The organism is Agrobacterium sp. SOY23, assembly GCF_027212525.1.
Taxonomy (GTDB): domain Bacteria; phylum Pseudomonadota; class Alphaproteobacteria; order Rhizobiales; family Rhizobiaceae; genus Agrobacterium; species Agrobacterium tumefaciens_I.
In genome coordinates this window covers 655871-682417 of the sequence record NZ_JAPWDT010000002.1, presented here as the reverse complement: position 1 = coordinate 682417, position 26547 = coordinate 655871, and the positions used below count along the sequence as shown (strand labels likewise).

The following is a 26547-nucleotide window of genomic DNA, read 5'->3' as shown; positions in this document are numbered from 1 at the left end:
CTTCTCCCCGAGGGGGAGAAGTCCGCGGCAGCGGGATCAGGGGGCGCGGTCAGCGATAGATCGCAAGCTGCCCCCTCATCCGACCCTTCGGGCCACCTTCTCCCCGGCGGGGAGAAGAAATATGCCGCCAATGCCGTGCTCTCGTCCTGACTCAAGGGCTGGGATGACGTTGCGATAGAGCGACCGCCCTACTCCTCCCGCCACCCCTCCAGATAAGTCACGCTCTCCACTCCCGTAAACTTCGCAAGCCGCGACAGTTCCGCGTCGAGCTTCTCCAGCCGTCCGGCCGAGGCGCGCACGCCGGGCTCCAGCCACAGGCGGCGCACATCCAGCGTGCTGCGCTTGCGGTCCGCCTTCATGTCGATGCGGCCGATCAGCCGGTCGCCTTCCAGAAGCGGGAAAACATAATAGCCATATTGCCGCTTCGGCTCCGGCACGAAGACCTCGATGCGGTAATAGAAACCGAACAGCCGTTCCGTGCGGTTGCGGTCACGCAACAGCGGATCGAACGGGCTCAGCACACGAACCCGGGCGGAGGGTTCCGGCACGTCGGAAAGGTCTGCGGTGAAACCGGCAAAGGCATAGGACGGGCGGGCACTCTCGCCATCGCTGGAGAGGAGCGAGACCTCACATAATTCACCGCGATGGTTCTTGACCCAGTCCCGCGCCTCCTGCGGGGTGACGAGATCAAAAAAGGCGGCGATTTCGCCGTGGGTGGCAAAACCCAGCCGCTTCAGCGCCTCGCGGCAGGCCCAGTCGACGAATTCGGCGTGCTCTACCTCGGTTTCGTGATGTTCGCCAGGAATGACCCGTTCGGCCAGATCATAGACCTTCTGGAAATTCACACGGCCGGCAATCGCCAGCTTGCCGGTGTGCCAGAGATATTCGAGTGCCGTCTTGGACGGATGCCAGTTCCACCAGCCTCCGGATTGATGCCCCTCCTCCTTCAGCTCCCGCGCCAGAACCGGGCCGGTGGCAGCAATGCGCTCCAGCGTTTCGCCGAAAGCGGCATCGAAACCCTCGCCGTGCCATTTGCGCCAGCGCTCCTGAATGATCGGCTCGCGGCGGCGGAAGCGGTGTTTCCAATAGGGGTAAAATTCCGTCGGCAGGATGGAAGCATCATGCGTCCAGTGCTCGAACAGCGCCCGGTCCTTTTCCAGCAGCGTGGTCAGATGGCCCCGCCTGTAGGTCTGGTTGCGGGAGAAGATGATCTGGTGGTGGGCGCGCTCCACCGTGCCGATGCTGTCCACCTGCACAAAACCGATATCGGTGATGAGCTGCAGCAACCCGTCCTTGGAAAGCGCCTTGCCGGGCGGAGAGGAAAGCCCCTGCCGCGCCAGAAAAATCCGCCTTGCCGCTTCGTTCGAAACCTTGATCGTCATGGAGGGGAAAGTAGAACGGCTTTTTCGCGATTGCAATGTTCTTTTTTTGTTCCTTATTTCACTTCTGTTGATGATGGGATCAGGGTCATGCTCGCTGCTTCGCGTCATCCCGGCCTTGAGCCGGTATCCAGCCAGCCCAAGGACTTGGGTTGAAAAAACTCTTCCCGCCACGCCGACGCGCGTCGGCTGGATCCCGGCTCAAGGCCGGGATGACGAAAGCAGTGCGGTTCGCTCTAGGAAATCGTTGCGCCGTGGATTATGCGAGAAAGCATGGAAAACTTGGGAATCCGTTTCGACGCCGCAGGTGTCGCCTTCGAGGGCCGGCAGGCCTTGCGGCCATTGTCTCTGACGCTGACGGAGAAGCGCATCGGCGTGATCGGCCTCAACGGCTCGGGCAAGACCACCTTCGCGCGGCTGATCAACGGGCTGACGAAGCCGAACGAGGGTAAGGTGTCGGTCAACGGTCTCGACACCGTGAAAGACGCAAAAGCGGTCCTCCAGACGGTCGGTTTTATCTTCCAGAATCCGCAGAACCAGATCATCCTGCCGATCGTGCGGGACGATATCGCCTTCGGCCTCAAGCGGCTTGGCATCGGCAAGGGGGAAACCGAAAGTCGCGTGAAGGCCGTTCTTGCCCGGCTCGCTATTTCCCATCTCGAGGAGCGGCGCGCGCATGAGCTTTCCGGCGGCGAACTGCAGCTTGCGGCGCTGGCGGCCCTGCTGGTTACCGAACCGCAAATCCTCATTCTCGATGAGCCGACCAATCAGCTTGATCTCAAAAACCGGGCCATCGTCGAGAAAACCATGGTCGCGCTGTCGCAGTCGCTGATCGTCATCACCCACGACCTGCCGCTGCTTCAAGGTTTTGACCGCGTGCTGGTTTTCCACGAGGGCGCCCTGATTGCCGATGCCGGCCCCGAAGAGGCGGTCGCGCGGTATCTCGCGGCGGTGTCGCGATGAAGTCACTGCATGTGGAAGGCAGCGGCTGGCTCTACCGCGTCTCGCCGCGCATCAAGCTCCTGACGCTCATGGGCTTCAGCGTCGCGCTGTTCCTTACCCGTGACCTGCTGCTTCTGGGAAGCGCCGTCGGGCTCGCCGCCCTCATTCTGCGTGAGACGCGGCTTTCTTTCCGCGAAATCGGTCTGCGGTTGCGGCCGGTGATGCTGACCATTCTTCTCGTCGCCGCCTTCAGCTATCTGTTGCTGCCGACCCAGGATGCGACCGTCAATCTTCTGCGGCTCACGGCGCTTGCGTTTCTCGCCACCGCCGTCACTATCACCGTCAGCATTTCGCAATTCATGGATGAGATTACCCGTGCCGCGGCACCGCTCGAAAGGCTGGGGCTGGTGAAAGCCGCCGATATCGGGCTTGCGGTCGGGCTCGTCGTGCGCTTCGTGCCGGAGATCGTCAACCGTTACCATGCGGTGCGCGATGCACACCGGGCGCGCGGCCTGCCCGTGCGGATGGCCACCATCATCGTGCCGCTCGTCATTATGACGTTGAAGGATGCCGATGCCATTGCCGACGCCATTGACGCGCGCGGTTTCAGAGGCCAAAGCTTGGCGCCAGACAACCATCCGGAGTTTTGAGCGCCATGACGACCCGCGACCTTGTGCTGATTTCGCTGTTTTCCGCCATCATCATTGCACTCGGGCTTCTGCCGCCGATCACGCTCGGTTTCATTCCGGTGCCCATTACCGCGCAATCGCTCGGCGTCATGCTGGCCGGTGTCGTGCTGGGGGCAAAACGCGGCACGCTCGCAGTTCTGCTGACGATCCTGATCGCCGCCATCGGCTTGCCGGTGCTCTCGGGCGGACGCGGCGGCCTTTCGATCTTCACCACACCAACGACGGGCTTCCTGATCGGCTGGATCGCGGCCGTTTTCGTGACGGGCTTTCTCTCGGAAAAATTCGTCCATCGCGGCCAGTCGGCTTTGGCGCAGGGCGTCGGTTTCTTCGTCGCCAGCCTGATTGGCGGCGTCGTCGTGCTTTATGCTTTCGGCATCACCTATCTGGCGCTGGTTGTCGGGCTCGGTTTCGAAAAGGCCTTCATGGGCTCGCTCGCCTTCATTCCGGGCGATGCGCTGAAGGCCGTGCTTGCCGCACTGGCCGGCCGCGCCGTGATGGCCGGTTATCCGCTTCTGCCGCAGCGCGCCTGAACAGACTTTCTTCGGGAGGAAAAGCATGGCGACGCGTTTATACGAACACCCGATCTTCCTGGAGCACATCACGCCTCCCGGCCACCCTGAGCGGCCGGACCGGCTGCGCTCACTCAACATCGCGCTCGAACACCCGAATTTCGAACGGCTGATCCGGAAAGAGGCGCCGCAGGCCAATGAGGATGCGGTGCTTCTGGCGCATCCGGAAGAGCATCTTCTTGCCGTCATGCGGCAGGTGCCCGAAGAGGAAGGCGAGATCAACCGCATCGAGGCCGACACCTACGTTTCGCCGAAAAGCCTGCAGGCGGCGCTGACCGGCATCGGTGCTGCCATGGCGGCAGTGGATGATGTGTTTACCGGTGCTGCCGACAATGTCTTCGTCGCCGCCCGCCCGCCCGGCCATCATGCCGAAACCGCCAAGGCCATGGGTTTCTGTCTTTTCAACAATGTGGCGATTGCCGCCCGCCATGCGCAGAAGGCGCATGGGGCGGAGCGCATCGCCATTGTCGACTGGGACGTGCACCACGGCAACGGCACGCAGGAAATTTTCTGGAACGATACCTCCGTGCTGTTCTGTTCCACCCACCAGATGCCGCTTTACCCGTGGAGCGGTGACAAGAACGAGACCGGCGTAAAGAACAACATCGTCAACGCGCCGCTTTCGCCCAATACCGGCAGCGAGCATTTCCGTGAGGCGTTCAAATCGCGGGTCCTGCCGGCGATCGCCGATTTTTCGCCCGATCTCATCCTCATCTCCGCCGGTTTCGATGCGCATCACCGCGATCCGCTGGCGCAGATCAATCTCGTGGGCGAGGATTTCGACTGGGCGACCGGCCGGCTTCTGGAAATGGCCGATAAATACACATCGAACCGGGTCGTCAGCCTGCTGGAAGGCGGTTATGATCTGGAAGGGCTGGCGGAATCGGCAGCCATGCATATTTTGAGAATGATGAAGGGTTGAACATGACGGAAAATGCCAACACAGCCGATGTCAGCGGTTATTCCTTCGAAAAGGCCGTCGCCGAGCTGGAAAGCATTGTCGCACGTCTGGAACGCGGCGACGTGGCGCTGGACGAATCCATTGCCATCTATGAGCGCGGCGAAGCCCTGAAGAAGCACTGCGAGACGTTGTTGAATGCTGCGGAAAAGCGAATCGAGAAGATCCGCCTCGACCGGGCGGGCAAGCCGCAGGGTGTGGAGCCGCTCGACGGGGAGTAAACACGTCCTGTTGAACGGTGTGACGCTGCGTTCACCATTCCGACGCTCCCACCCCGTTCCGTTCGTGGTAAGCTTTCGTGTAACGCTACGAGGAGCAAGCCATGTCCTTCTTTCCCGGTAACGATCCTGTCGCGGGTGATGCTTTTGCCTGCGATGCCATCGAGAACCTCATCATTCCCCGTACCAGCGATATTGGCGGCTTTGCGGTGCGTCGCGCGTTGCCCACGCGGCAGCGGCGGCTTGTCGGTCCCTTCATCTTTTTCGACCGCATGGGCCCGGCGATCCTGAAGGCGGGAGAGGCACTGGACGTCAAACCGCATCCACACATCGGGCTTTCCACCGTCACCTATCTGTTCGACGGGGAAATCAAGCATCGCGACAGTCTCGGCACCGAACTCGTCATCCGTCCCGGCGACATCAACCTGATGACGGCCGGGCGTGGCATCGTGCATTCGGAACGCACGCCGGAAAACCTGCGCGGACATCCGCTCTCCATGTCCGGCCTGCAAACCTGGCTTGCCCTGCCCGACCATATGGAAGAAATCGCCCCGGCCTTTGCCCATACGGCGAAAGAAGACATGCCGCTGATCGATATCAGGGGCGCTTCCGGGCGGGTGGTGATCGGCGAATTCGAAGGCCTCACCTCCCCCGTTTCGGCCTTTACCGATACGCTTTATGTCGACCTGACCCTGGAGCCGGGCGTGAAATTCCCCTTCTCCGCCGATCATGAGGAACGGGCGATCTATATTCTGTCCGGTTCGCTCGATGTGGCCGGCGATATCTTCGCCGCCGACCAGCTTCTCGTCTTCCGGCCGGGTGACGACATCACGCTGCAGGCCGGCAGCAATGGCTGTCATATCATGATCTTCGGCGGAGCGGCGCTCAACCAGCGCCGTTACATCTGGTGGAACTTCGTTTCGTCATCAAAAGAACGCATAGAACAGGCCAAACAGGAGTGGAGAACCGGACGCTTCGATATCGTTCCCGGCGACGAAGAAGAGTTTGTCCCTTTGCCGGAAGGTTGAAATTCTATAGAAGTGTACGACATGCAGGGCTGACCCGCCGGCTTTCGCGGCGGAGGTTGCCCTGCGGACCACCAGAAAAGGCCGAACGATTGACCGGAATGCCACAGACACCATTGCTCGACCGGGTGAATTTTCCCTCCGATCTCAAGGAGATCGATGATCGCGACCTGCCGGAACTGGCACGGGAACTGCGCGACGAGATGATTGATGCCGTGTCGAAGACCGGTGGCCATCTGGGTGCCGGCCTCGGCGTGGTGGAATTGACGATTGCCATTCACAAGGTTTTCAACACGCCCGAAGACCGGTTGATCTTCGATGTCGGCCACCAATGTTATCCGCACAAGATCCTGACCGGCCGGCGCGAGCGCATCCGCACGCTGCGCCAGGAAGGCGGCCTTTCCGGTTTCACCCGGCGGGCCGAAAGCGAATATGACGATTTTGGCGCCGGCCATTCCTCCACCTCCATTTCCGCCGGCCTCGGCATGGCCGTGGCGGCGGGGCTGGACGGCAGCGACCGTAAGGTGATCGCCGTGATCGGCGACGGCTCGATGTCGGCGGGCATGGCGTTTGAAGCATTGAACAATGCCGGCGCGCTCGATGCGCGGCTGATCGTCATCCTCAACGACAACGATATGTCGATTGCGCCGCCGACGGGCGCGATGAGCGCTTATCTGGCACGCCTCGCCTCCGGCCGCACCTATATGGGCTTCCGCGATTTCGGCAAGAAACTGACGGCCTATCTCGGCAAGACCATCGACCGCGCCATTACCCGCGCCGTGACCCATGCACGCGGTTATGTGACCGGCGGCACGCTGTTCGAGGAGCTTGGCTTTTATCACATCGGCCCGATCGACGGTCATTCCTTCGATCACCTGCTGCCGGTATTGCGCAATGTGCGCGACAACCAGAAGGGCCCTGTCCTCATCCATGTGGTGACGCAGAAGGGCAAGGGGTACGCGCCGGCGGAAGCGGCAGCGGATAAATATCACGGCGTCAACAAGTTCGACGTCATCACCGGCGCGCAGGCGAAAGCCAAGCCGAATGCGCCGAGCTATACCAGCGTCTTTGCCGAAGCGCTGATCCAGGAAGCCACCCTCGACGACAAGATCATCGGTGTGACGGCCGCCATGCCGAATGGTACCGGCCTCGACAAGATGGCCGAGCTTTTCCCGTCTCGCACCTTCGATGTCGGCATTGCCGAGCAGCATGCCGTCACCTTTGCGGCGGGGCTTGCGGCTGACGGTTACAAGCCGTTCTGCGCGCTTTATTCCACCTTCCTGCAACGCGGTTACGACCAGCTGGTGCATGATGTGGCGATCCAGAGCCTGCCGGTGCGCTTCCCGATCGACCGTGCCGGTTTTGTCGGTGCCGACGGACCGACCCATGCGGGCTCCTTCGACACGACGTTCCTTGCCACCCTGCCCGGCATGGTGGTGATGGCGGCGGCCGACGAGGCGGAGCTGAAACATATGGTCCGCACGGCGGCGGCTTACGATGAAGGCCCGATTTCCTTCCGTTATCCGCGCGGCGAAGGCGTCGGCGTCGAAATGCCTGCCCGCGGCGAGATTCTCCAGATCGGCAAGGGCCGCATCATCAAGGAAGGCACCAAGGTTGCCCTCCTTTCCTTCGGTACCCGGTTGGCGGAATGTCTTGCGGCCGCCGAAGATCTCGATGCCGCCGGACTTTCGACGACGGTTGCCGATGCGCGCTTCGCCAAGCCGCTCGATCTCGACCTTATCCGCCAGCTTGCCGCCCATCATGAGGTTCTGGTGACGATCGAGGAAGGTTCCGTTGGCGGTTTTGGCGCGCATGTGCTGCATTTCATGGCCAGCGCCGGCCTGCTCGACCATGGACCCAAGGTCCGGACGCTGACCCTGCCCGACCAGTGGGTGGAACAGGCCAAGCCCGAGACCATGTATGCCAATGCCGGCCTCGACCGCGCCGGCATCGTTTCCACCGTGTTCGATGCGCTTGGCCAGCGTCAGGCCGGCGTGGGTTTTGCGGGCTGAAGCAAGCTTCCCGAGGTGAAGGAGGCGGGCAGATGATCCCGCCCCTCCTCACTGTTTTATGCCGCCGCGCCATCAAGGAAACCGACGACATTGTCGATCCGTCCGTCGGCATCGCGGCTGACGACATCGGTACCGCCAGCGACATCGTCTCCATCGGGCGAAATCAGGCGCCATGAGAAACGGGTGAAATCGCCGTGGCCATCCGGGGTGCCGGTGAGCACGAAGCGATAACCCGGAAATTTCTGCCGCGCCGCCTCGATCATCGCGGCTATTCCCTTCTGGCCCTCACCCTGCATCAGGGGGTCGATATAACGGGCCGTTTCCGCCCATGCCTTGCCGATCAGCTGCCTGCGGCGTTCGCCGTCTTCCTCGTTCCAGACCGCGAGATAGGTTTCGGCGATTGCGAGATGTTGTGTCATGATTGCGCTCCTTTGGGTTGACGGCCTGAGCATGGCGGGGATGGGGAAGCAGAACAATTACCTGCGAGGTAATCGCATTGGCGATATCTTCTGCTAGGTTGCGGGGCATGACACATCATCGAGAACATGTCGGCCAGGTGCTAAAGGAATGGCGAGCCCGTCGCAGATTGAGCCAGCTCGATCTGGCGGTAGAGGCTGAAATATCCGCACGTCACCTGAGTTTTGTCGAAAGCGGGCGCTCGTCCCCCAGCCGCGAAATGCTGGTGAGGCTGGCGGAACAGCTTTCAATGCCCGCCCGCGCCGCCAACCGGCTGATGCTGGCGGCGGGTTATGCGCCTGTCCATTCCGAACGATCGCTGGATGCGCCTGATATGGCGGCAGCCCGGCAAGCCGTCGAAACCGTCGTGCATGGGCACATGCCCTTCCCCGCCCTTGCCGTCGACCGGCACTGGAATGTTGTTCTCGCCAATGATGCGATCACGTCGTTGCTCGCCGGCGTTTCCGGGGACCTGCTTCAGCCGCCCCTGAATGCGCTGCGACTGAGCCTGCATCCGGATGGCCTGAGTTCCCGCATCGTCAACCTTGCCGAATGGCGGCACCATCTGCTTGAACGGCTGAAACGACAGGTGGAAGAAACCGGAGACGTGGTGCTTTCCCGCCTGCATGCGGAGCTTGCGGCCTATCCCGCGCCGAAGCTTCCGGCCCATGCCGCCAGAGCAGATCCCTTGGCAATACCGTTCCAGCTTCGTGATCCGTCTTCGGGCTCTATACTGAGCTTCATTTCAACCACAACGGTTTTCGGCACGGCGACGGATGTGACGCTGTCGGAACTGGTGCTGGAATGTTTCTACCCCGCCGATGCTGAAACCCGCGTGGCACTGATGCAAGGCACCAAGGAGTAAGACCCGTGCACACCACCTATCTCATTGGCTTTCAGGTGCGCCCCGGCCAGCGCGAGCGTTTTCTAGAATTGCTGAACGCGCTGCTCGACGCCATGCGGCACGAAAAGACCTTCTTGAACGCAACCCTGCACCGGGATGGCGCAGACGAGAACCGCTTCCTGCTGCACGAGACCTGGAGCGACCATCAGGACGTCATCGACGTTCAGATCAACCGCCCCTATCGGCAGGCATGGCATGACGCCCTGCCCGATCTTCTGGATGCGCCGCGGGATATTTCCGTCTGGCATCCCATGCGGGCCGATCACGCGGCATAACAAAATGGACCGCGAAGAAACCCCGCGCACGAGGCGCGGGTCCTCTGCCCACGTTAGGATTTTTGCGACAATATCCGCGGCTCGCCTATTTTGAACCACGCCTTGGCGATCCTGCCGTTTTCGACTTCATAAATGCAGGCAACGTCGACCTCTCCCTTTCCTTCCGGAAAGTTCCGCGTGACCGTTTCGTGGTCGATGACGACATTTCCGACAATAACGCGCGTCAGCAGTTCCCCGTGCAGATCCGGCTCCTTGAAGCGCTCGATGTGGCGCGCTCGTATCTCTGCCGCACTTCCTGCCAGAAGCGTCGTCGGGAAGGCATAATACTGACAATCATCCGCCCACCAGGCCATGAATGCATCGATGTCGCGGGCATTATAGGCCTCCAGCTGCTGTTGCACCGGGAGTTCGATTTCACTGTTCAAAACGCACCTCTTCAGAAAAGCCGTCGTGGCAAAATGGATTTTTAAAGGAGTGAATGCCCTGCATTTGCCAAGAGGTCGACCGTTTTCTTCAGATCATTCGATTTCACCAGCAGGTGGTCGCCATCGAAAGTCGAAACCACGAATATTCCTATTCCATTGGTCGACAACGGTTCGATGACCGACAGAACGATGCCGGTCTCATCAAAGGCAAACGGACCCTGAAACTTGAAACACGACCAACCCGGATCAACCCGCACATCCTGCGGTATGCGATCTGTCCTGCAGACGACGGAAAGTTCGTCATCGGTCCGGGTGATACTGACAAACCCGCCACCATCGGCCCATGCCGGAATGGCCTCGGACGCAGCAAGCCGGGCAATTCCATAGGAACCATCCAGAATTTTCAGTTTAACGCGAGGCGCCATCTGGAAATTACCTTTCTGAAAAACCGCGACGGTTCCGGTTAAAGCCGGATCGCGGTTTCCTCTTTCGCCGTCTTGATGACGACCATGGTGAAGAAGCGCGCGACATTGTGCTGGTCGCGGAACAGCCGGTCGCAGAGCGCGTCGAATTCCTCCATGTCGCGCAGCCGCAGCATCAGCACGACATCGCTCGCGCCGGTGACCGCATAGGCTTGCGACACCGCCTCTTCGGCGCTCGCAATATCCAGAAAGCGGCGCATATGCTGCTCGCCATGCAGTTTCAGCTCCACCGTCACCAGCGCCTTGAGGACGCGCCCCGCCTTGGCGGGATTGAGGATCGCGACAATGCGGTCGATCACGCCCGATTTGCGCAGCCGTTGTAGACGGCGCAGGCAGCTGGAAGGGGACAGCCCCACCTCATCGGCCATATCCACATTGGTGCGCGATGCATCGTTCTGCAAAAGATTCAGAAGTTTCAGGTCGATCCGATCCATACCGGCAGCATATCCACCTGCGGCCGATTTGCAATAAAATTGCAAGATAGTGCAATCTTTGACCACAAATGCGAATGGCTTCAGCCTAGAGAAAAGGGACAAACCTTCAGGGAGTCTCACATGCCATTTTTCGCAACCGTCCGGCAGAAAACGCGGGAAACGCTCGGAATTTACTGGGTGCTCGTGCGGATCACGGTTCCGATCGCCATATTGACCGAAGTTTTATCGAGAATGGGGGCAATCGAGGCGGTGGCGCCTGCCTTTGCGCCCGTCATGAACCTTATCGGACTTCCCCCGGAGCTCGGTCTTGCCTGGCTGACGGCCATGCTGGTCGGCATATGGGGGGCGGTGCCGCTCATCTTCACCCTCGTTCCCGCATCGTCATTGAGCGTCGCGGATATCACCGTTTTTTCCGCACTCATCCTCTTTGCGCATGCCCTGCCCATCGAACAGAAGATCATCGCCAAGGCGGGACCGGGCATGCTCGTTTCCACGCTGCTGCGCATCGCCGGCGGCCTGCTTTATGCGTTTCTCCTGCACCAGATTCTGGAAGCCACGGGATGGCTGTCCGCCCCGGTGAACCCGGCCTGGATCGCAATGGGCGCCACACCCGATTGGACGGGTTATTTCCTCGGTCTCGGGGAAACCATGGTCTGGATGTTTGTCATCCTTCTCGCTTTGTCGTTCGGACTTGAAATCCTTCGCGTGACCGGCCTGCTGGCGCTGATGATGAAGGCGCTTTCACCGCTCCTGCGTCTTGCCGGTATTCGCGGCGAGGCGGAACATCTCACCGCCATCGGCCTGTTTCTGGGGATTTCTTATGGCGCGGGTTTCCTGATCCGCGAGGCGCAATCGGGGGCGGTCTCACCACGCCAGGTGTTTCTCTCCTGCGTGTTCATGGGCTTTGCCCATAGCGTGATCGAAGACACGCTGGTGGTGATGTCGCTGGGCGCCGATGTCTATGGTGTTCTCGTCGGGCGGCTTGTTTTCGCCGTTGCGGCAACCGCCGTTATTGCCGCCCTGCTTCACCGACTGTCCGATGAGCAGTTTTTCGCGCGGATGTTCCGGTTGCAGGGAACGTAACTATGTCCCCGTCTCAAGAGCTGATGCAAAAAAACGGGGCCTTGCGGCCCCGTTTTCCATTACTCAGTCTGAAAGATGATCTCAGAATTCCGTCCAGTCCTGATCCTTCGCGGCCGGTGCCTCGGCGGCACCGCCAAAGGCGCGGGCAAGGCTCTGGCCAAGCGCGCGGGCGGGAGAAGCGACAGGCCGCGCAGCTGCGGAGGCAGGCTTCACCGGCGCCTTGCGCATCGGTGCGGCGGGCGCGGGCTGGAAGGCGGGCTTGGCGGAGGACTGACGCGGCGCCGAATATCCGCCGGCACTCGCGACAGCAGCGCGCATGCCGTCCATTCTGAACTGGCCGAGCAGGCTGTTCAGCGCTTCCGCCTCGCGGGCCAAGGAATGGCTGGCGGCGGTCTGCTGCTCCACCATGGCGGCGTTCTGCTGCGTGCCCTGATCCATGGTGTTCACGGCCGTATTGATTTCCTGCAGGCCGGTCGCCTGTTCGCGGGCGGCAACGACGATGGCGCTGACATGGGCGTTGATCTCTTCGACTTCCGCGACGATGAGTTCCAACGCCTTGCCGGTCTCGTCGACCAGATTGACGCCGTTTTCCACCTGCTGGCTGGAAGCGCCGATCAGCGTCTTGATTTCCTTGGCGGCATTGGCGGAACGCTGGGCAAGCTCACGGACTTCCTGCGCAACCACCGCAAAACCCTTGCCGGCATCCCCGGCACGAGCGGCTTCCACACCGGCATTCAGCGCCAGCAGGTTGGTCTGGAAGGCGATGTCGTCGATCACGCCGATGATATTGCCGATCTCGCCCGAGGATTTCTCGATCTCGCGCATGGCGGCAACCGCCTTGCGGACCACGACGCCGGACTTTTCCGCACCGGCACGGGCGCGCTGGACCAGATTGCCGGCATCTTCCGCGCCGCGGGCGCTATCACGCACGGTGGTGGTGACTTCTTCCAGTGCTGCGGCGGTTTCCTCGATGGAGGCCGCCTGCTGTTCGGTGCGGCGGGACAGGTCGTCTGCAGCCGACAACATTTCCGAAGCACCCGCATTGATGGCGGCGGCATTTTCGCCGACCGTGCGCAGCGCCTGCTGCAGCTTGTCGACGGCGCCGTTGAAATTGAGACGGACAGGATCGATGGCAGGCGCAAAAGGCGTTTCGATGCGATAGGAAAGATCACCATCCGCAAGGGCGGCAAGACCCTTGCCAAGCTCGGCGCTGGCGAAGGCGCTTGCGGCTTCGTCTCTTGCCTTTTCTTCCTCGTTGCGGCGGCGTTCGGCCTCGGTTGCCGAGCGCATGCGCTCGGTTTCGCCGGCAAGGCGGGATTTTTCCAGCCCGGCCTGCTTGAAGACCAGAACGGCCTTCGCCATTTTGCCGACTTCGTCACCGCGATCGACAGCCGGAACTTCCGTGGTCATGTCGCCATCGGCAAGTCGGCTCATCGCCGCCGTCATGCCGACGATCGGCGTGACGATGGAGCGCGACAGCGCCCAGATGAGGGCGACGGCCAGGAGACCGGCAACGGCGCCGCCACCCAGAAGGGCGTATTTGAGATTAAGGGCCGCGGCCTGCTGCTCGGCCGCATAGACGGCCGACAGGCCGTTCAGCTGATCCTTGATCTTGGCAGCGGAAGCGCGGAAGCCATCGAGCTGGCCCTTCGCCTGGTTGCGGCCGATCTCGATGATTTCGGAAATCGGCGCTTCCGTCGTCTTGCGAGCGGCGATCTGCGGTTCCGCCAGTTCCTTGAAGAACACGGTAGCGGATTTTTCCATGTCATCGATAGATTTCAGGATGTCCGACTGGCCGGCGGCGAGAGCGCGGGCTTCATTGAGCTTCTTCAGCATCAGGTCGCGCTGGGCGAACACGTCATTATAGGTGCTGTCGCTGCGGAACAGCAGGAAGCCGCGCTGGTTGACGGCCTGTTCCAGCATGGCAGCCGTCGCCCCATCCACGGCCTGGATGATATCCTTGGTCTCGTTGTTTTCGAGCGTGACATGCTCGCTCCCCAGCGTCTGCCAGAACACGACCGCGGAAGCGAGCAGGCACACGCTCATCAAGGCACAGAAGGTGGCTATGAGCTTCAGGTTAATGGGGAGATTTTTCAACGACATCGCAAACTCTCTCGGCGACCCGATGCCTCGAAGCAGGCGTCTGCGCTGCAACGGTCGCAATTTAAGGAATGGAAGGAGATGCCATCATGGCGGGGTTCCGGTGGCCGCACGGGCCTTGCGGACAAAGTGCAATACAAGCCTTTATATTGGATTAATCGAACTTTCTCATTTTGCGGTGCAACAGCGCCTTTCGGCAGCGATGGCGCACGCCGACAACCCCTTCCCCGCGATAAATCGCTTGCATCGGCGGAGTTTGACGGTCATTGACACGGGACCATGTCCAAAACATCTGAAAATGAACGGCTTGACCAGCTTCTTGTATCGCTCGGCCACTTCGCCAGCCGCTCGCGTGCGCGCGACGCGGTTTCGCGCGGCACCGTGAGCGTGAACGGCAAAATCGTCACCAAACCCAGCCAGACTGTCGCCGGAAATGCCGAAATCGCCATCAGCGACCCGGCACAGGCCTATGTTTCCCGCGCAGCCCTCAAGCTCGTGGCCGCCCTTGATCATTTCCGGCTCGATCCGTCGGGCAAGGACTGTCTCGATGTCGGCGCATCGACCGGCGGCTTTACCGAGGTGCTGCTCGAGCGGGGCGCAAAACACGTCACCGCCATCGATGTCGGCCACGGGCAGATGCATCCGAGGATCGAGAACGACCCGCGCGTAACCAATCTCGAAGGGCTGAATGCGCGGTCTCTGACGTCGGAAGATCTGGACGACAGGCCCGTCACTTTCATCGTCTCTGATGTTTCGTTCATTTCGCTGAAGCTTGCGCTGGCCCCGGCGCTTGAGCTTGCCGAAACCGGTGCTCTGGCGGCTTTGCTGGTGAAGCCGCAATTCGAAGCCGGGCGCGATGCCATCAGCAAGGCCGGGCTTCTGAAGGAGCCCGAAACCGCGCCTGCCGTTGCGGCAGAGCTGGAACGCTGGCTCGTTGAAGACATGGGCTGGAAAAGCCTCGGCCTCATTCCCTCGCCGATTTCCGGCGGCGACGGCAATATCGAATTTCTTCTCGGAGGCGAAAAGCCATGAGCACACAGACCGTCACCATCAAGAGCCTCGGCGCGCAGGGCGATGGCATCGCCCACTGTCCCGACGGCCCGGTCTACGTGCCCTTCGCGCTGCCGGGCGAAACGGTGGCCATCGCCAAGGTGAAGGATCATGGCACCGTCATGTCGATAGCCGAAGCCTCGGTGGATCGCCGCGAGCCCGCCTGCCGCCATTTCGGCCCCGAAGGCAAGAACGGCACCTGCGGCGGCTGTTCGCTGCAGCATCTTGCCGACCAGCCTTACCATGCCTTCAAACGGGAGCTGGTGGTCTCGGCACTGAAATCGAAGGGCCTGACGCCGCCGGTGGACGATCTCGTCATCTGTCGCCCCGGCGAGCGCCGTCGTGCGGTGTTCGCCGCCCGCAGGACGGAAAAGGGCCTGCTGCTCGGTTTCAGCCAGGCGAACAGCCATCACATCGTCGCCATCGAGGAATGTCCCGTGACTTCGCCGGGCATCGTCTCGCGGCTCGATGCCATCCGCGCCATCGGCCTTTCCATGGTGGCCAATGCCGAACCGTTCCGCATCACCGTTCTAGAAACGCTCTCCGGTCTCGATATTTCCGTCGAGGGCATCAAATCGGTCAGCGACAAGCAGCGGCGTACGCTCACGGAAACGGTGCTTGCCATGCGCGGCATTGCCCGCGTTTCACTCTCGGGTGAAATCCTGATCGAACCGCAAAAGCCGATCATCGAATTCGGCGGCGTTCCGGTTTCGCCACCGGCCGGCGGTTTCACGCAGGCGACGAAGCAGGCGGAAGATGCCATGGCCGAGCTTGTGCTTGCCCATGTCGGCAAATCCAAACGCATTGCAGATCTCTTCTGCGGTTCCGGCACATTTGCGCTGCGGCTTGCGCGCGTCGGCAAGGTGCACGCGGTGGAAGCGGAAGACAAGCCGCTGAAGGCGCTGGATTTCGCCGCCCGCAACACGCAGGGCCTGAAGCCGGTGAGCGTCGAGAAGCGCGATCTCTTCCGCCGGCCGCTGATGGTCAGCGAACTCAAGAATTACGATGCCGTCGTCTTCGATCCGCCGCGCGCCGGCGCGGAATTCCAGTGCAAGGAACTGGCCCGCAGCACGGTGAAGAAGATCGTTGCGGTAAGCTGCAATCCGCTGACGCTCGCGCGCGATCTCGCCATCCTCACGGAAGGCGGCTATCGCATCACCCGCGTCACGCCGGTCGACCAGTTCCTGTGGTCGCCGCATGTGGAAGCCGTGGCGGTACTGGAGAAGTAATCACCAGGCGGTATCGACCGTGCCATTGCCGACCACGCCCGAGCAGCGGCAGGAACCGCCAACACGACCCCGTTCCAGCGGGCAGATATAGGGCCGGCGGCGATTGGCGCTCTCTGGCGGGGCAATGACGCAGACGAAACGCGCGCGGCGCTGGTGGTCACGATTATTGCCGGAATAAAAATTCGGACTATCGTCATCCGCGGACTGCGCCAGGATGACGTCGCTGCTCGAAACCGACAAAGGCGCAGTCACGGCCGCTTCTGCAACGGTTACGGCGGAGAGTAAGACGGACAGAACGAAAACGACGTGACGCATGCGGAGGCCTTCACCTTTACTGGACCGGTGGGCGCGACCATACATAATCCGCATTCACAAGCACAGTGGCTTCGAACGCAGGGGATGCCGCCTGTTTCTTCTCCCGCGGGGAGAAGGTGGCCCGAAGGGTCGGATGAGGGGGAAACGTCAGCGATAGACCGCACCCTTGCCCCCTCATCCCGCTGCCGCGACCTTTTCCCCGACGGGGAGAAGAAACTAGCGGCGCGCTCCCAGACGGCAAACCACTCCTCATTTCCTTGAGCGCTCAGCGGCGCATGAAGGCCTCGAAGGCGGCGCGCGCTTCCGCACTTTGCAGCTGCGCGATGAAATGACGGCCTTCCTCTTCGATGCGGGCAAGAACATCGTCCGGGTTGCCGCGCACCAGATCGCGGGCGATCTTCAGCGCCTGCTGTGGTTTGGCGGCAAGCCGGGTGGCGAGCGCCAGCGTTTCGCTCTCCACATGTTCGGGGGCGACGACTTTCCAGATCAGCCCGGCATGCCATGCCTGTTCGGCGGAAAAACCCTCGCCCATGGCCAGCAGCGCAAAGGCGCGCTGGTGGCCGATGAGCTTCGGCACGAGCAGGCTGGAGGCCGCTTCCGGCACCAGTGCCAGATCCACGAAGGGCGTCTTGAACAGGCTGCGGTTCGAGGCAACCGTCAGGTCACAATGAAGATTGAGCGTCGTGCCGATGCCGATGGCGAGCCCATCCACGCCGGATACCAGCGGCTTTTCGAAGGCGACGAGCGCTTTCAGAAGTTCGAGTGCCGCAAGCTTGCCCTTGCCGCCGGACATGGCAAAGGCCAGGAAATCGGCCATGTCATTGCCCGCAGAAAAGCAGCCTTCCGTGCCGAGAAATACGACCACCCGGATTTCGGGATTCGCATTGGCGGCATGCAATGCCTCGGCCATGCGCAGATACATGGCATCGGTGATGGCGTTTTTCTTTTCCGGCCGATTGAAGCGGATGGTAAGAACCTCCGGCGCATGGCCGACCCGCTCGACGAGAATGTGATCGTCCGACATCTGAAACTCCTCAAGCCAACAGGGTGCGGGCGGCGGCAAGGCTTGCCGCGCCTGAGATGACGCGATCCTTCAGCGCAGCCGTCTCCGCCAGCAGGTTTTCCGCCGTGAAACGGCAAAGGGCTGCGCGGTGCTCGCCCCTGCCATCATCGACGGAAGCCAAAGCGCCCTTGGCGAGATAGGCGCCGCTGAGCGCCAGGCCGAAGAGGCGCTGATAGGCCGTCGCTCCGGCAAGCGCGGTTTCAGTTTCGCCCGCCTTGACGCGGGAGAGCAGCCAGTCGGTCACCGTTTCCAGATCGTTGAGGCTGGCTTCGAGATAACGGGCGGTCTCGCCGAGATCATCGCGGTTCGAAGCGGCTGTCCGGGCGGCGATCTCGCGCAGTTCGGCGATGAAACCGCGCACCTGCGCACCCTCGGAGAGCGGCAGCTTGCGCAGCACCAGATCGATGGCCTGAATGCCGTTGGTGCCTTCATAGATCGGGGCGATGCGGGCATCGCGCAGATAACGCGCCGCGCCGGTTTCCTCGATGAAGCCCATGCCGCCATGCACCTGAATGCCCATGGAAGCGACATCGACGCCGGCATCGGTGGAGAAGGATTTGGCAATCGGTGTCAGAAGGGCAGCGCGCTCCTGCCAGTGAGCGCGCTGATGGGCGTCTTCGGTCGCATGCGCCATGTCGATGGCATGGGCGCAGCTGAAGGAAATCGCCCGCGACCCCTGCGTCAGCGCCTTCATCGTCAGCAATGTGCGGGCGATATCCGGATGTTCGATGATCGGGCTCATGCCGGAGCCCTGCCAGCCGGGCGCCTTGCCCTGGGTGCGCTCCTTCGCATATTCGATCGCCTTCTGGGTCGCCGCCTCGCAGATCGCCACGCCCTGCATGCCGACGGCCAAGCGGGCGTTGTTCATCATGGTGAACATGCAGGCAAGACCTTTGTTCTCCTCGCCGACCAGCCAGCCGAGAGCACCCTTTTCGTCACCGAACTTGCCGTCGCCGAAAATCATCGTGCAGGTGGGGGAGCCATGAATGCCGAGCTTGTGCTCCAGCGAATGGCAGAAAAGATCGTTGCGGCTGCCCGGCGCGCCGTTTTCATCGGGCAGGAATTTCGGCACGAGGAACAGCGAGATGCCGCGCGTTCCGGCCGGCGCATCCGGCAGGCGGGCGAGGACGAGGTGGATGATATTGTCCGCCGCGTCGTGTTCGCCCCAGGTGATGAAAATCTTCTGGCCGAAGATGCGGTAGGTGCCGTCACCATTGCGCTCCGCACGGGTCTTCAGCACACCGAGGTCCGATCCCGCATGCGGTTCGGTGAGGTTCATGGTGCCGGTCCATTCGCCGGAGACCAGCTTGGGAAGATAGATGCGCTTCAGATCATTGCTGCCGTGGGCGACGAGCGCTTCCACGGCCCCCATGGTCAGCGTCGGCGCCAGCGCAAAGGCCATGGAGCCGGAATTCCACATTTCGAGCGCTGCGACATTCAGCATATGCGGCAGGTTCTGGCCGCCGAATTCTTCCGGCGCGGTCAGGCTGTTCCAGCCCGCTTCCGCCCAGCGGCGATAAAGATCGGCCCAGCCATCCGGCGTCGTCACCTTGCCGTCAGCGAGCTTCGCGCCCTGGCGGTCGCCAATCTCGGCGAGCGGCGCAACCTCTCCGGTTGCGAAGCGACCGGCTTCCTGCAGAATGGCATCGACGAGATCTTCGCTGAGGTCTCCCAGCACACCCTTTGACAGCGCGTCTTCAAGACCCGCCACATGTTTGAGTGTAAAGGCGATATCATCCACCGGCGCGCTATACATGCTGCCTCCTCCCGAAGCTCTTGCATCTTGCTACTGCCCTCGGGCTAAATGATTTTTACGTAAACGTCAATTTGAAAATTCCCACCATTTCGGCAGGTTTGTTATAAAACTGTCATATGAATTTGCTCAGCATGCGCTGAAAGGCGCCTCGCCGCTGCCGCTCCCACACCGGAACGACGGGCGCCTCCCCTCCTCCCATCCAGCCAGTCAGGACTGCCACGATGGATCTCATAACGCCCACCATTCCCGGCCTTGTCTGGGCCTACCACTTCCAGCCGGGAACGGCCCCATGCCGCCGCCTAGCACCCGATGCCGGCTTCGACGAAATGGCCGGTTATGAGGGGTTCTACTGGCTGCATCTCAACCTCGCCGACCAGCGGGTGGCGGGCTTTCTCGAAACGATCGTCGGTCTCGATCCGGCGGCACGGGCAAGCCTCACCACCCATGAGACCCATCCTTCCATCGTGGTCGATGAAAAATCGCTCTATGGCACGCTGGTCGATTTCCAGCGTGAGTTCGACAAGGAAACGCGCGATTTCGGCTGGCTGCATTTCGCGGTGAGCGACCGTTTCATCATCACCACCCGGCTACAGCCGCTGCATTCGGTGGACCGGCTGAAGGCGGCGGTCGACAAGAATTCCAATCGTTACCTCACGCCGTCGCATGTCTTCGAGGGGCTGGTGGCGGAATTCCAGCGCTCGCTCATCAATCTGGTGATGGAGACGACGGAAGAACTCAATGCCATCGAGGACATGGTCTATGACAGCGAGAACCGCGACGAGCGGCGGCGTCTTGCGCCGCTGCGCCGCACGGTCGTTCGCCTGCACCGGCATCTGCGCACCGTACTGACCCTGATGCGGCGCGCTTCCGCCGCCGATGACGACGAGATGCCGGATGGTTTCGAGGATGTCGCCTCGCGGCTGATGAGCCGTCTGGAGGCTGTCGATCACGATGTTTATGCCTTGCAGGAGCGCGCGAGGCTGCTGCATGAAGAAATCGATTCCAAACTCTCGTCGGAAACCAACCGCCACCTCTATATCCTGTCGCTGATGACGGCGTTCCTGCTGCCGCCATCACTGGTGACCGGCTTTTTCGGCATGAATACGGATGAGCTGCCGTTTACCGTCGGCACGGGCGGCACGCTTTCGGCCAGCGTCTTCATCGTGATTTCGGTCCTGCTCGCCTGGGTGGTGCTGAAGCGGGCGCGGATTTTGTGACAGCAAAAAGCCGCCCGGTGGTCACCGGACGGCTCTCTCGATTTAAACGTCGCTTCTATCAGCCGTAGGGCGAATAGCAGGGCTGGCGCGGGCCGTGATACGGCTGGAACGTGTTGCTATAGGCATCGTAGGAACGATAGCGGCCATAGCACCAGTTCACATGCGCGCGGCTCATGCCGCCACGATAGACCGGGCGGTATTCGCGATAGACCGGACGCGGGCGATATTCCGGCACCGGACGGTAGATTTCGCGCGGCTGCGACAGTGCGCCGCCGATGATCGCACCCGTCGCAAAGGCTGCGAGCGGGAACCAGTAACCGTCATGGTGACGATAACCCGGGCGATAATCGCGATAACCGCGATGGCCGCGATACCAACCACGGCGACCGCCCCAGTCGTCACGATCGCGCCAATATTGCACATTCACGATATTCTGGCCGGCGTCATTGCCCACGGCCTCGACGCTCTTCGGCGCCACTGGCAACGGCATCGCTGCTTCTGCCGGAACGATCGCTCCTGCAACCACGATTGCAGAAAGACCGACAGCCAGGATATTCTTCACATAGCTTTTCATCTGACTTCCTCCATTCACGACGGTCGACAGGCCGTTCTCCGTGAATAATAGCAGTTTTTTCTTCTCGTTTGGCCAGTTTGTCGGGTCTGGCTGTAACTTTACCACCTACAGGCTAGGCGTCCGCGCCTGAACCCAGCATTAACGGCCCCATCACACCTGGTTTATCCAGATCGGCAGCCTTAAAACAAAAGCCCGGAATGAATCCGGGCTTTCCAAAACCGTCATCAGCGGCTGTAGGGCGATACGCATATGCGGCGCGGACCACTGTTCGGCTGATAGGTATTGTCGTAGGCGCGATAGGAGCGCCAGCGGTTCTGGCACCAGGAGACATGGCTGCCGCCATAGACCGGACGCGGCTGCGACATGGCGCCGCCGATGATGGCGCCTGCGGCAAAGGCTGCCAGCGGGAACCAGTAACCATTGTGATAACGGTAACCCGGACGACGATCGCGATAACCGCGGTGACCATTATACCAGCCGTCACGCGGCGGGCGCGGGCGATACATGCGGTCGCCATAACGGCGATCGTATCTGCGGTCCCATTCGCGATATTGCACCGGCACCACGTTGTCGGTGGAAACCGCCGGCTTGGGCATCGGAACAGGGACCTGGAACGCCTGCGACGGCGTAAAGCTGGTGAGGAACACGACGATCGCTGTAGCGACACTCGTTGTCCGGAAATTCATCATGATCTTCCTCCGTTTGCTTCAGCGCGTTGGCCGCGCCTTTTCACCCACGCGTTCTCGTCGGAGAGAGGGGCGGACCCCGTTCATGCCCGAAAAGAATTCGATGACGTGCAAACGAGTTTAGGGAAATTTGGTTCCAAGACAACTATCCGGTGAAGGAAAGGGGCGTGACACGCCGCTGGATCGTTTTGGCTTTTCGTCGAATTGCCAAAACGATCCAGCTCCTTGTCTCATGCCTGTGTCTCATGCCTGTCTTTTTCCCGAAACCGATGAGAGTTTCGGGAGACTGCCTGTGTCAGGCTTCCACCTTCACATCGGTCAAGGGCCGCGAACAGCAAGCCAGAATATAGCCTTCCTCGATTTCCTCATCGAGAATGCCGCCATTGTGGTTCATCTCCACCTCACCGGAAAGCTTCAGCACCCGGCAGGTGCCGCAGATGCCGGATTCGCAGGCCGCACCGATGCGAACGCCGGCGGCGCGCGCCGTCATCAGAACCGTCTGGCCGGGCTGGCAGGGCATCTCTTTTCCGGAAAGGGTGAAACCCACCATCGATAGCGCTTCGCCATCCGCCAGGGGCTGAACGCTCTCGCCGACGACAACGGGAGCGGCCGGCGAGAAACTTTCCTGGTGATAACGGCTCATGTCGAAGCCGGATGCGTCGAGCATGGAACGGACGGCGGCCATGAACGGCTCCGGTCCGCAGCAGAAAACGGTCCGCTCCATGAAATCATGCGCGAGCAGCGCGATCTTGGCCTTGTCGACCATGCCCTTCAGGCCAGACCAGAGATCGGTGCGGCCACATTTCTCGACAATGAAACCGAGCGACAGGTTCGGCATGAAGCGGGCGAGATATTCCAGCTCATGACGGAAGACGATATCGCCGGGGGTACGCGAGCAGTTGATGAAGGCAATGTCGCTCTGCGGCGCACGGTCGCTCATGTCGCGCACCATCGACATCATCGGCGTGACGCCGGAGCCTGCCGAGATGAACAGATATTTGTCACCGGGATGCTTGACGTAGGAAAAGTCGCCGAGCGGGCCAAGCGCCCGGATTTTCATGCCGGGCTTCAGATTGTCGAACATCCAGCGCGTGCCGATGCTGGTGGCCTGCGCCTTGACCGTGACCGAAAGTGCATAGGGCCGCGACGGGCTGGAGGACAATGTGTAGGTGCGGTAGAGCGGCTCGCTGCCCACGGGCAATTCCAGCGTGACGAACTGGCCCGGAAGATAACGGAACCAGTTCTGATCCTCGGAGCGGAACAGGAATGTCATCACATCCGGTGTCTCGGGTGTCACCGAGATACATTCCAGCAGGTGGAGCTTGTCGCTCCACGGCTTCATCTCGTCTATGTGCTTGTAGGTCACAACCATATTCATCTTCGCGTTACGCTACGGCCGAAAGCCGGGCCTTGTCGCCCGAAAGCCGGTCGATCATGAAATCAGCATACCAGTTGACGAACTGCATCACGCCGCCTTCGTCTTCCATGGAGTAAGGGCCGGGCTGGTAGGCGGGCGAACGGATGCCGAAAGCGTTTTCCTCGACGATGCGGCGGTCCTGGTCGTTGGTTTCGTTCCAGACGTGGGTGAGGTCTTCCAGATCGTAGTCCACGCCTTCCACCGCATCCTTGTGCACCAGCCACTTGGTGGTAACCATGGTCTCGTTGGCGCTGAGCGGCAGCACCCGGAAGGAAATGGTGTGGTCGCCGAGGAAATGGTTCCAGGTCGTCGGATAGTGGAACAGGAGCAGCGCGCCGATATGGCTGATGCTGACATCTTCCGAAAGCGGCCGGCGCACGGCGCGCTTGCCCGACATGGTGTAGCTTTCCGCCTCGCCGATCAGCGGCATGCGGGCGACACGGAACTGACCCTTCGGATCGATCTTGAAACGGCTCGGAAGGCCGGCCGCCTCGCAGCGCGCCCAGTGACCGCCGATCTCGGGATCGCTCGCGCCGCCATCCGTTCCCGTCACGCTCGGGTTTTCGGGATAGGTGCGGCAGAGTTCCGGATGGTTGGCGGCGCAATGGTAGCACTCGCGGTTGTTTTCCCAGACGAGCTTCCAGTTGCCCTTTTCGATGATCGTGCTCTCATGCGCGACCTTGGCTTCCCAGATGCGGTGCGGAGCCATATAGCTCTCGACTTCCTTGCGCATCGGCTCGAACTCCGCCGGCTGGTCGGCAAGGCAGATGAAGACGTAACCGGCGACGGTTTCGCAGGCGACCGGCTTCAGGCCGAAATCGCCCTTGTCGAATTCTTCGCCCATATGCCGCGCGAACAGCAGCTTGCCGTCGAGATCATAGGTCCACTGGTGGTAGGGACAGACGAGACGCGCCGACTGGCCCTTTTGCGTCGTGCAGACGCGGGAACCACGATGGCGGCAGGAATTGTGGAAGGCACGGATCTCTCCGTCGCGGCCACGCACGATGACGACGGAATAGGCCCCGACCTGAACGGTGAAATAGCTGCCGGATTTCTGCACTTCGCAATCATGGCCGACGAACAGCCAGTCGCGATACCAGATGGTTTCCATATCCAGCTTGAAATAATCCGGGTCCGTGTAGAAGGGCTGTTCCAGGCTGAAGCCTTCGCGGCGGTTCTTCAGCTGGCGCAATACGGTGTCACGCAATTCCATGGCCAAATCCTCGATCAAACCGCCCTGCCCGGCACCATTTGCGGGGTTGCGGAAGCATGTCCTCATCTAAACACCGGCGGTCATTTGCGGCAGCACAAACAGCGACATCGGCTTCCGCATTGGCGACAAATTGCGACATGCGCAATTCGCCCTCGCTGCCCATTCCGCTGGGAAATCTAACGGCTATTCAGCGCCGGAAACGACGTCGCAATATGACGCATGATAGCGCCTGCCCTTCTCTCCACCCATCAAAAAACAGGGATGCGGTGCAACGGAGTATTAATACCGACTAAACTATCTTTCCGGATTGACAGCAACGAGGGCGTTCCTGGTGGAGAAGGCGACACGCATACGTTATTTCGATGCCGGCAGACACTCCGTCGCGCCGATACGCTCCAAGACCGCGCATTCGGATTTCCTGCGGACCGGGCGCATCAGCCGTTACGAAGAGCGCTGGCTACCGAGAGAACGCGTCTATTACAGCCACGACGAGGTCGCGGCGCTGACGGGACGCAAGCTGGAGGCCGCGGCCGACGCCACCCATACGCGGCTTAATGCCTTCCACCAGTCAATCCGTTTTCCCAAGATGGTGTTTCACCATCTCCTCAACGACCGCCCGCATCTCGGCTATTGCCACGTCACGGCGGCGAGAACCAGCTTCGATGCCGAGCGCCATGTGCTCTGGTCCTTCTATTTCGCCAATTTCTTCGCGGAGTTGAGCGGGGCTGAAAACTTCTTCGAAAACATCGATGCGCGCTATTCGCGCATGTATTTCGCCGTCGCCATCAATGCGCTTCCCGATCGGGAGATGGCCATCGACACCTCCTTCCATCGCGGCGGCCTGCTGTTCCAGACCCATGATCCGCGCGAGGCGCTGAAAAACGTGCTGATGCTCGGCGCGCGTTCGCAGGAGATGCGCAAGATCATCAAGGCGATATAAAAGCCGCGATAAAGCGCCCCGGGCGCTTTATCTTTATTTGTTTTATGTATGTCGTTATCCCGAAACCGCGGACCACTTTCGGGCGACATGCATTAGCGCTTCCCAGTATGGCCTGAAATACGCTATTGACCGCCCTGAAAGGCAGCATCATGGCGCGTCATATCAACATCGAAAACGAGCGGGAAACCGCCCTGCAGGCATCCGTTGCCGAGCTTGCGGATGGCCAGCCCATCGCCCTGCCGACGGAAACCGTCTATGGTCTTGCCGCCGACGCCACCAATCCGGCGGCCATCACCCGCATTTACGAGACCAAGGGACGGCCGCAGTTCAATCCCTTGATCTGCCATATGGCCGATATCGCCATGGCCGAACGTTACGCGGTTTTCGACCCCATATCGCGGAAGCTCGCAGAGGCCTTCTGGCCCGGCCCGCTGACGCTGGTTCTGCCGCTGAAACCTGCAAGCGGCATTCATGCACTGGCGACGGCCGGGCTCGATACCGTCGGCATTCGCGTGCCGCAGGGTTTTGCCGGCGATCTGATCCGCCGCTTCGGCAGGCCGCTGGCCGCCCCCAGCGCCAATAGTTCCGGCAAGATCAGCCCGACGAGTGCGACCCATGTGGAGGCCGATCTCGGGCAGAAGATCAATCTCATTCTCGATGGCGGTGCCGCCGCCGTCGGTGTCGAATCCACCATCGTCAAGGTGGAAGAGGATGGGCGGGTGCGGCTGCTTCGCCCCGGCGGCATCGTCACCGAAGATATTGAGCGCGTCGCCGGCACGCAGCTCGAGCGGCCGGAAAAAGCCGCCGCCGCCATCGAGGCACCCGGAATGCTGGCCTCGCATTATGCGCCGGGCGCCACTGTCCGCCTCGGCGCCATATCCGTTTTGCCCGGCGAAGCGCTGATCCGCTTCGGTGGCATCGCGGTTTCCGGTGAGGCGACGGCGCGCACCGTTCTCGATCTCAGCCCTTCCGGCGACCTTGCCGAGGCCGCCGCCAATCTGTTCGACTATCTGAAAGCCGCCGATGCGAGCGGCGCGGACACCATCGCCATCACCGCCATTCCCACCCATGGTCTTGGAGAGGCGATCAACGACCGCCTTTCCCGCGCCGCCGCGCCGCGAGGTTGACGGCACTCT

General features: G+C 61.3%; 28 protein-coding genes. 15 read left to right on the top strand and 13 right to left on the bottom strand.

Going from position 1 to position 26547, the window contains the following annotated elements; translation table 11 throughout:
* Positions 1-188 precede the first annotated feature (188 nt).
* Entirely contained in the window at positions 189-1382 is a 1194-nt protein-coding gene (locus O3S81_RS08485) for a winged helix-turn-helix domain-containing protein (RefSeq protein WP_269342442.1), read from the bottom strand.
* 279 nt (positions 1383-1661) lie between these two features.
* On the opposite strand from O3S81_RS08485, the gene O3S81_RS08480 reads away from it, so the two are divergent.
* The 7 genes from O3S81_RS08480 (at position 1662) to dxs (ending at position 7792) form a co-directional block, all read left to right on the top strand.
* A complete protein-coding gene (locus O3S81_RS08480; RefSeq protein ID WP_269342440.1) occupies positions 1662-2342 on the top strand; it encodes an energy-coupling factor ABC transporter ATP-binding protein in 681 nt (226 codons plus the stop codon).
* Complete coding sequence (locus tag O3S81_RS08475) at positions 2339-2971, top strand: energy-coupling factor transporter transmembrane component T family protein (protein ID WP_269342271.1); 633 nt, start codon at positions 2339-2341, stop codon at positions 2969-2971. The genes O3S81_RS08480 and O3S81_RS08475 overlap by 4 nt, the downstream gene beginning before the upstream one ends.
* Positions 2972-2976: 5 nt before the next feature.
* On the top strand, positions 2977-3540 hold the full coding sequence (locus O3S81_RS08470) for a biotin transporter BioY (protein WP_269342270.1): 564 nt from the start codon (positions 2977-2979) through the stop codon (positions 3538-3540).
* 25 nt (positions 3541-3565) lie between these two features.
* Positions 3566-4501 (top strand): histone deacetylase family protein, encoded by a 936-nt coding sequence (locus tag O3S81_RS08465; RefSeq protein ID WP_269342269.1) that lies wholly within the window; start codon positions 3566-3568, stop codon positions 4499-4501.
* Between the two features lie 2 nt (positions 4502-4503).
* Entirely contained in the window at positions 4504-4758 is a 255-nt protein-coding gene (locus O3S81_RS08460; protein WP_003503059.1) for an exodeoxyribonuclease VII small subunit, read from the top strand.
* Positions 4759-4859: 101 nt separating this feature from the next.
* Positions 4860-5783 carry a pirin family protein gene (locus O3S81_RS08455; RefSeq protein ID WP_003494197.1) on the top strand — a complete coding sequence of 308 codons (924 nt, stop codon included), beginning with the start codon at positions 4860-4862 and terminating at the stop codon, positions 5781-5783.
* An 89-nt stretch (positions 5784-5872) separates the two neighbouring features.
* Positions 5873-7792, top strand: a complete 1920-nt coding sequence (gene dxs / locus O3S81_RS08450; RefSeq protein WP_269342268.1) for a 1-deoxy-D-xylulose-5-phosphate synthase — start codon at positions 5873-5875, stop codon at positions 7790-7792.
* 56 nt (positions 7793-7848) lie between these two features.
* On the opposite strand, the gene O3S81_RS08445 is transcribed toward dxs, so the two are convergent.
* A complete protein-coding gene (locus tag O3S81_RS08445; RefSeq protein ID WP_269342266.1) occupies positions 7849-8211 on the bottom strand; it encodes a nuclear transport factor 2 family protein in 363 nt (120 codons plus the stop codon).
* Positions 8212-8318: 107 nt separating this feature from the next.
* On the opposite strand from O3S81_RS08445, the gene O3S81_RS08440 reads away from it, so the two are divergent.
* Both O3S81_RS08440 and O3S81_RS08435 read left to right on the top strand, forming a co-directional pair.
* A complete protein-coding gene (locus O3S81_RS08440; protein ID WP_269342264.1) occupies positions 8319-9113 on the top strand; it encodes a helix-turn-helix domain-containing protein in 795 nt (264 codons plus the stop codon).
* A 5-nt stretch (positions 9114-9118) separates the two neighbouring features.
* Positions 9119-9427 (top strand): putative quinol monooxygenase, encoded by a 309-nt coding sequence (locus O3S81_RS08435; RefSeq protein ID WP_269342262.1) that lies wholly within the window; start codon positions 9119-9121, stop codon positions 9425-9427.
* Positions 9428-9480: 53 nt separating this feature from the next.
* On the opposite strand, the gene O3S81_RS08430 is transcribed toward O3S81_RS08435, so the two are convergent.
* Genes O3S81_RS08430 through O3S81_RS08420 form a run of 3 tightly spaced genes read right to left on the bottom strand, consistent with a single transcriptional unit; the run spans position 9481 to position 10768 of the window.
* Complete coding sequence (locus O3S81_RS08430; protein WP_269342261.1) at positions 9481-9852, bottom strand: nuclear transport factor 2 family protein; 372 nt, start codon at positions 9850-9852, stop codon at positions 9481-9483.
* Between the two features lie 41 nt (positions 9853-9893).
* The gene (locus O3S81_RS08425; protein WP_269342260.1) at positions 9894-10277 is read right to left on the bottom strand and encodes an ACT domain-containing protein; all 384 of its coding nucleotides are present in this window, start codon (positions 10275-10277) and stop codon (positions 9894-9896) included.
* A 38-nt stretch (positions 10278-10315) separates the two neighbouring features.
* Entirely contained in the window at positions 10316-10768 is a 453-nt protein-coding gene (locus O3S81_RS08420; RefSeq protein ID WP_269342259.1) for an Lrp/AsnC family transcriptional regulator, read from the bottom strand.
* Positions 10769-10888: 120 nt separating this feature from the next.
* Here O3S81_RS08420 and O3S81_RS08415 point away from each other — a divergent pair, with 120 nt between their 5' ends.
* Positions 10889-11851, top strand: coding sequence for a nucleoside recognition domain-containing protein (locus O3S81_RS08415; RefSeq protein WP_269342258.1), 963 nt, complete (start codon positions 10889-10891; stop codon positions 11849-11851).
* Positions 11852-11932: 81 nt separating this feature from the next.
* Here the strand turns inward: O3S81_RS08415 and O3S81_RS08410 are convergent, their stop codons facing one another.
* Positions 11933-13954: a methyl-accepting chemotaxis protein gene (locus O3S81_RS08410; RefSeq protein WP_269342257.1), complete on the bottom strand. Its 2022-nt coding sequence runs from the start codon at positions 13952-13954 to the stop codon at positions 11933-11935.
* A 276-nt stretch (positions 13955-14230) separates the two neighbouring features.
* Between O3S81_RS08410 and O3S81_RS08405 the strand changes: the two genes are divergently transcribed.
* Positions 14231-14983, top strand: a complete 753-nt coding sequence (locus O3S81_RS08405) for a TlyA family RNA methyltransferase (protein WP_269342256.1) — start codon at positions 14231-14233, stop codon at positions 14981-14983.
* Complete coding sequence (locus O3S81_RS08400) at positions 14980-16230, top strand: class I SAM-dependent RNA methyltransferase (RefSeq protein ID WP_269342255.1); 1251 nt, start codon at positions 14980-14982, stop codon at positions 16228-16230. Before O3S81_RS08405 ends, O3S81_RS08400 begins: the two co-directional genes overlap by 4 nt.
* Here O3S81_RS08400 and O3S81_RS08395 read toward each other — a convergent pair whose 3' ends face one another.
* The 3 genes from O3S81_RS08395 to O3S81_RS08385 all read right to left on the bottom strand — a co-directional run bounded on the left by O3S81_RS08395 (position 16231) and on the right by O3S81_RS08385 (position 19364).
* The gene (locus O3S81_RS08395) at positions 16231-16545 is read right to left on the bottom strand and encodes a hypothetical protein (RefSeq protein ID WP_269342254.1); all 315 of its coding nucleotides are present in this window, start codon (positions 16543-16545) and stop codon (positions 16231-16233) included.
* A 265-nt stretch (positions 16546-16810) separates the two neighbouring features.
* Complete coding sequence (locus O3S81_RS08390) at positions 16811-17569, bottom strand: crotonase/enoyl-CoA hydratase family protein (protein WP_269342253.1); 759 nt, start codon at positions 17567-17569, stop codon at positions 16811-16813.
* A gap of 10 nt (positions 17570-17579) precedes the next feature.
* The gene (locus O3S81_RS08385) at positions 17580-19364 is read right to left on the bottom strand and encodes an acyl-CoA dehydrogenase (RefSeq protein ID WP_269342252.1); all 1785 of its coding nucleotides are present in this window, start codon (positions 19362-19364) and stop codon (positions 17580-17582) included.
* Positions 19365-19585: 221 nt separating this feature from the next.
* Between O3S81_RS08385 and O3S81_RS08380 the strand changes: the two genes are divergently transcribed.
* On the top strand, positions 19586-20581 hold the full coding sequence (locus tag O3S81_RS08380; protein ID WP_269342250.1) for a transporter: 996 nt from the start codon (positions 19586-19588) through the stop codon (positions 20579-20581).
* A gap of 58 nt (positions 20582-20639) precedes the next feature.
* Here the strand turns inward: O3S81_RS08380 and O3S81_RS08375 are convergent, their stop codons facing one another.
* The 4 genes from O3S81_RS08375 to O3S81_RS08360 form a co-directional block, all read right to left on the bottom strand.
* Positions 20640-21155 (bottom strand): BA14K family protein, encoded by a 516-nt coding sequence (locus tag O3S81_RS08375; RefSeq protein ID WP_269342248.1) that lies wholly within the window; start codon positions 21153-21155, stop codon positions 20640-20642.
* Between the two features lie 224 nt (positions 21156-21379).
* On the bottom strand, positions 21380-21844 hold the full coding sequence (locus O3S81_RS08370; RefSeq protein ID WP_269342247.1) for a BA14K family protein: 465 nt from the start codon (positions 21842-21844) through the stop codon (positions 21380-21382).
* Between the two features lie 292 nt (positions 21845-22136).
* Positions 22137-23219, bottom strand: a complete 1083-nt coding sequence (locus O3S81_RS08365; protein WP_269342244.1) for a hybrid-cluster NAD(P)-dependent oxidoreductase — start codon at positions 23217-23219, stop codon at positions 22137-22139.
* Positions 23220-23226: 7 nt separating this feature from the next.
* Positions 23227-24471: an aromatic ring-hydroxylating oxygenase subunit alpha gene (locus O3S81_RS08360; RefSeq protein WP_269342242.1), complete on the bottom strand. Its 1245-nt coding sequence runs from the start codon at positions 24469-24471 to the stop codon at positions 23227-23229.
* Positions 24472-24802: 331 nt separating this feature from the next.
* On the opposite strand from O3S81_RS08360, the gene O3S81_RS08355 reads away from it, so the two are divergent.
* Positions 24803-25411, top strand: coding sequence for a DUF6656 family protein (locus O3S81_RS08355; protein ID WP_269342240.1), 609 nt, complete (start codon positions 24803-24805; stop codon positions 25409-25411).
* Between the two features lie 149 nt (positions 25412-25560).
* Entirely contained in the window at positions 25561-26538 is a 978-nt protein-coding gene (locus tag O3S81_RS08350; protein WP_269342238.1) for an L-threonylcarbamoyladenylate synthase, read from the top strand.
* Positions 26539-26547 lie beyond the last annotated feature (9 nt).

What these genes read in the sequence shown, in the direction of transcription:
- O3S81_RS08485 (WP_269342442.1), bottom strand. Translation starts at nt 1,382, where the DNA reads ATGACGATCAAGGTTTCGAACGAAGCGGCAAGGCGGATTTTTCTGGCG.
- O3S81_RS08425 (WP_269342260.1), bottom strand. Translation starts at nt 10,277, where the DNA reads ATGGCGCCTCGCGTTAAACTGAAAATTCTGGATGGTTCCTATGGAATT.
- O3S81_RS08475 (WP_269342271.1), top strand. Translation starts at nt 2,339, where the DNA reads ATGAAGTCACTGCATGTGGAAGGCAGCGGCTGGCTCTACCGCGTCTCG.
- O3S81_RS08380 (WP_269342250.1), top strand. Translation starts at nt 19,586, where the DNA reads ATGGATCTCATAACGCCCACCATTCCCGGCCTTGTCTGGGCCTACCAC.
- O3S81_RS08385 (WP_269342252.1), bottom strand. Translation starts at nt 19,364, where the DNA reads ATGTATAGCGCGCCGGTGGATGATATCGCCTTTACACTCAAACATGTG.
- O3S81_RS08370 (WP_269342247.1), bottom strand. Translation starts at nt 21,844, where the DNA reads ATGATGAATTTCCGGACAACGAGTGTCGCTACAGCGATCGTCGTGTTC.
- O3S81_RS08415 (WP_269342258.1), top strand. Translation starts at nt 10,889, where the DNA reads ATGCCATTTTTCGCAACCGTCCGGCAGAAAACGCGGGAAACGCTCGGA.
- O3S81_RS08360 (WP_269342242.1), bottom strand. Translation starts at nt 24,471, where the DNA reads ATGGAATTGCGTGACACCGTATTGCGCCAGCTGAAGAACCGCCGCGAA.
- O3S81_RS08420 (WP_269342259.1), bottom strand. Translation starts at nt 10,768, where the DNA reads ATGGATCGGATCGACCTGAAACTTCTGAATCTTTTGCAGAACGATGCA.
- O3S81_RS08365 (WP_269342244.1), bottom strand. Translation starts at nt 23,219, where the DNA reads ATGAATATGGTTGTGACCTACAAGCACATAGACGAGATGAAGCCGTGG.
- O3S81_RS08440 (WP_269342264.1), top strand. Translation starts at nt 8,319, where the DNA reads ATGACACATCATCGAGAACATGTCGGCCAGGTGCTAAAGGAATGGCGA.
- O3S81_RS08390 (WP_269342253.1), bottom strand. Translation starts at nt 17,569, where the DNA reads ATGTCGGACGATCACATTCTCGTCGAGCGGGTCGGCCATGCGCCGGAG.
- O3S81_RS08400 (WP_269342255.1), top strand. Translation starts at nt 14,980, where the DNA reads ATGAGCACACAGACCGTCACCATCAAGAGCCTCGGCGCGCAGGGCGAT.
- O3S81_RS08375 (WP_269342248.1), bottom strand. Translation starts at nt 21,155, where the DNA reads ATGAAAAGCTATGTGAAGAATATCCTGGCTGTCGGTCTTTCTGCAATC.
- O3S81_RS08395 (WP_269342254.1), bottom strand. Translation starts at nt 16,545, where the DNA reads ATGCGTCACGTCGTTTTCGTTCTGTCCGTCTTACTCTCCGCCGTAACC.
- O3S81_RS08405 (WP_269342256.1), top strand. Translation starts at nt 14,231, where the DNA reads ATGTCCAAAACATCTGAAAATGAACGGCTTGACCAGCTTCTTGTATCG.
- O3S81_RS08465 (WP_269342269.1), top strand. Translation starts at nt 3,566, where the DNA reads ATGGCGACGCGTTTATACGAACACCCGATCTTCCTGGAGCACATCACG.
- O3S81_RS08410 (WP_269342257.1), bottom strand. Translation starts at nt 13,954, where the DNA reads ATGTCGTTGAAAAATCTCCCCATTAACCTGAAGCTCATAGCCACCTTC.
- O3S81_RS08460 (WP_003503059.1), top strand. Translation starts at nt 4,504, where the DNA reads ATGACGGAAAATGCCAACACAGCCGATGTCAGCGGTTATTCCTTCGAA.
- O3S81_RS08445 (WP_269342266.1), bottom strand. Translation starts at nt 8,211, where the DNA reads ATGACACAACATCTCGCAATCGCCGAAACCTATCTCGCGGTCTGGAAC.
- O3S81_RS08470 (WP_269342270.1), top strand. Translation starts at nt 2,977, where the DNA reads ATGACGACCCGCGACCTTGTGCTGATTTCGCTGTTTTCCGCCATCATC.
- O3S81_RS08350 (WP_269342238.1), top strand. Translation starts at nt 25,561, where the DNA reads ATGGCGCGTCATATCAACATCGAAAACGAGCGGGAAACCGCCCTGCAG.
- O3S81_RS08455 (WP_003494197.1), top strand. Translation starts at nt 4,860, where the DNA reads ATGTCCTTCTTTCCCGGTAACGATCCTGTCGCGGGTGATGCTTTTGCC.